Here is a 3,416-nt window from a genome sequence, read left to right on the forward strand (position 1 = left end):
CTCCAGAATTGAACCCAATTGAGAGGTTTTGGCAGTTTCTTAAAAATAAACTGCGATGGCAAAATTATCAAACCCTTGCCCAGTTGCGTCAGAAATTGGCTGAAGTACTAGAAACTATTACACCAGAAGTGATTATTTCTCTCACCTCTTACGACTTCATTCTTGAAGCTTTATTTAGCGCAGCTTCATAAAGAATTGGTATCAACCCTTATACCAAGGTCAATCACACATTTTGGTTGGAGTAAGCCTAGGACTAGAAAAACCTGCCACAGTAGCAGTAGTGGATGCGATCGCTAACAAAGTCCTGGCTTCCCGGAGTATTCGCCTGCTACTTGGTGACAATTACGAACTCCTGAATCGCCAGAGACGACAACAGCGATTGTTATCCCAGGAACGCCACAAAGCACAAAAAAGTTTTTCTCCTAATGAATTTGGCTCATCTGAGTTAGGGGAATATGTAGACCGATTACTAGCTAAAGAAATTGTAGCGATCGCACAAACCTATAAAGCTGGCAGCATCGTTTTGCCTAAGCTAGGGGATATGCGGGAGATTGTTCAAAGTGAAATTCAAGCCATAGCCGAGGCAAAATGTCCTGGTTACATAGAAGGTCAGCAAAAATATGCCAAACAGTACCGGGTTAACGTCCATTCCTGGAGTTATGGCAGATTAATTCAGAGTATTCAAAGTAAAGCTACTCAAACCGGAATAGTGATTGAAGGAGGACAACAACCTGTTCGAGGCAGTCCCGAAGACAAAGCAAAGGAATTAGCACTTTCTACTTACCATCTCCGCCCAAATACGCGAAGTTGACAAACTGAACCTTGACAAGAGAATATTTAATAGCGCCGGAGTTCATGTTGCAAGCAGCAGGAACTTTGTTAAATAGGGGTTAGTTTGACTGTAGCAATACAGTCTTGCTTTCTGGCCCTGGTAGCTGCTCACCCTGATGCTGCTGTCAATAGACAGGATAGGTGCGCTCCCAGCAATAAGGGCGCAGATGTACTGCTGTAGTGGCTACCAAATCACCCCCGATCAAGGGGGAACCCTCCCCAATTCTTCATTTGAAGGACTGAAATCAAGGCAAAATTTCTTAGAGATCCGCGCAAATTGTAAATAGCTTGTCCCGTCTAAATTTCATCGTTTTTTCACTAAGACATGATTTTTGAGAGTAAAGCTCAGATAGCAAATTGGGAGACATTCGCGCTAAGGACATCTAGAAACATTGCTCCACAATATTTTGAAGCTGGGTGGGTCGCAACAACCCTCCAGCTACTGGGTGGGTTGAAAGGAAAACACCTGTCGATATAGGAGAGTCTTACCAAGCTGGGTCGCAACAACCCTCCAGCTACTGGGTGGGTTGAAAGACAAGGCGATCGCTAGCTGAAAAAATTAAGGAAAGTCGCAACAACCCTCCAGCTACTGGGTGGGTTGAAAGATCTTGAAAATCAAAGATTTCAAGCTCTTGAAACGTCGCAACAACCCTCCAGCTACTGGGTGGGTTGAAAGAATTCTAATCCCAGTAATAAATAAATTCGGCGTGTCGCAACAACCCTCCAGCTACTGGGTGGGTTGAAAGATCACGTCTTCTGATGCAGAATCAGGGCGACGAACTAAGGTCGCAACAACCCTCCAGCTACTGGGTGGGTTGAAAGGTGTCGGGACGCAGGTAAAAAGAGGTGCGATCGCGTCGCAACAACCCTCCAGCTACTGGGTGGGTTGAAAGATGTAAATTTTATGGGCTACACGTCCGTCTGGGGTATCGTCGCAACAACCCTCCAGTTACTGGGTGGGTTGAAAGGGACATCACCCAAATATCACTTTGGTCAGCGAGTGTCGCAACAACCCTCCAGCTACTGGGTGGGTTGAAAGATTAAATGTTTTTACCATAATAGATTTTTGCTTTGTCGCAACAACCCTCCAGCTACTGGGTGGGTTGAAAGGGGGCAAACCTTATGCATTGAATTGCCTTACGACTGTCGCAACAACCCTCCAGCTACTGGGTGGGTTGAAAGTGTTTCTAATCTTGTAAGAATAGATAATGACAACTGTCGCAACAACCCTCCAGCTACTGGGTGGGTTGAAAGAGTAAGGCTAAAAAATAGTGATATTTGCAAATATGGTGTCGCAACAACCCTCCAGCTACTGGGTGGGTTGAAAGTGGATTCCTTGATGATGATAATTATCCAGCTTTAGTCGCAACAACCCTCCAGCTACTGGGTGGGTTGAAAGTGAGAGTGTAAATGGTGCAGACCCGTGCAAACCCAGTGGTCGCAACAACCCTCCAGCTACTGGGTGGGTTGAAAGGTAAACAAAGACGATTTCAATTTCAAGGAAGAATTGTCGCAACAACCCTCCAGCTACTGGGTGGGTTGAAAGACTATTGTCGGTGAAAATTGCTTTCTTAATCTTAGGTCGCAACAACCCTCCAGCTACTGGGTGGGTTATCATAATTTTTATTAGGGAGGGTTGAAAGAGAGCGCTACGTTGACATTATCGCTATAGTCTCTGTAGAACCCATTTGATATCTATCCATTTGCCAGCCGTTTGAGCATGAGTCTGATAGAAGCAAAGATTGAGCTTACCCGTGGCATGAGAGAGCGTTCTCTCAAAGTTTTTGACCAAACTTTTACAGCGTTCCATCCAAGCGTTTGACCGCTCTCTTCCCCAAGCGGGTGGCTACGGGTACAAATCCAGTTTTTCCTAGTGCTATTTTTTCGGCTAAGGTTAGCGCTTGGGTACAAGTTGAAACCGGATCTTGGTCATGATTTGAGGATAGACTTTTTGCAGTTCGACTGTGAGTTTGTCTGGGTGATAGCCATCATCGAGCAGGATAGTAATCTTCGGGATATTTACGGGTTTGGCTCGAAAGTAATCCAGATTGTTGCTTAGTAGTTGAATCAAGCCCTGGTCATCGCTCACACTCGCGAGGAGTGCAGTGGGTAAAAAAGGGTAAGCCAAGCGTATCGACGGCGAGATGCCGTTTATTGCCATTGGTACATTTGTTCTGTTAGTCGATACTTTCGCTGGTAACAAAACTCAGTGTTTGCTCAATTGATTTGAGGGCTGATTGAATATCTGTACTCAGTGCATCTGCCTCAGCTTTAATCACAGACACACCTTTCCCAATTTCCGTCAGAGATTTTTTTATAGTCCTGATTCGTCCCAAAGCGGTGCGGATCTGCTGAATCTGTTGTTCAACAGCAGTTACATCCAGTTCTGATTCAATGGTACGCAATTTATTTAACCTTTGCTGAATCACCAAAAAGCGGATAGCAATGATTAAAAATGGATGGGTTGTGGCAATCCAATAACCTGACCAAGCCCCGTTGGGGCGGGGTGTAGGGTGTGGGGTGTGGGGTGTAGGGAAAGAGATAGCCCCAACAACCAGTGGGAAACATACGCCCCGTCTTTTAAG

The 3,416-nt window shown here is 45.4% G+C and carries 2 protein-coding genes, 2 pseudogenes and 1 CRISPR repeat array; of the genes and pseudogenes, 2 read left to right on the forward strand and 2 right to left on the reverse strand.

Annotated features, from left to right (window positions below):
* Positions 1-191, forward strand: a pseudogene (locus AABK37_RS40845) (hypothetical protein); the annotation flags it as partial.
* 11 nt (positions 192-202) lie between these two features.
* A pseudogene (gene cas12k, locus AABK37_RS40850) lies at positions 203-811 on the forward strand (type V CRISPR-associated protein Cas12k); the annotation flags it as partial.
* A gap of 441 nt (positions 812-1,252) precedes the next feature.
* Positions 1,253-2,449: a CRISPR direct-repeat array (repeat unit 37 nt; unit sequence GTCGCAACAACCCTCCAGCTACTGGGTGGGTTGAAAG).
* A 276-nt stretch (positions 2,450-2,725) separates the two neighbouring features.
* On the opposite strand, the gene AABK37_RS40855 reads toward cas12k, so the two are convergent.
* Positions 2,726-2,920: a hypothetical protein gene (locus AABK37_RS40855; protein ID WP_432557091.1), complete on the reverse strand. Its 195-nt coding sequence runs from the start codon at positions 2,918-2,920 to the stop codon at positions 2,726-2,728.
* Between the two features lie 88 nt (positions 2,921-3,008).
* Positions 3,009-3,416: hypothetical protein (locus AABK37_RS40860; protein WP_432557092.1), on the reverse strand; the 408-nt coding region annotated here is incomplete at its 5' end.

The organism is Tolypothrix sp. VBCCA 56010, from assembly GCF_050875635.1.
GTDB lineage: Bacteria > Cyanobacteriota > Cyanobacteriia > Cyanobacteriales > Nostocaceae > Hassallia.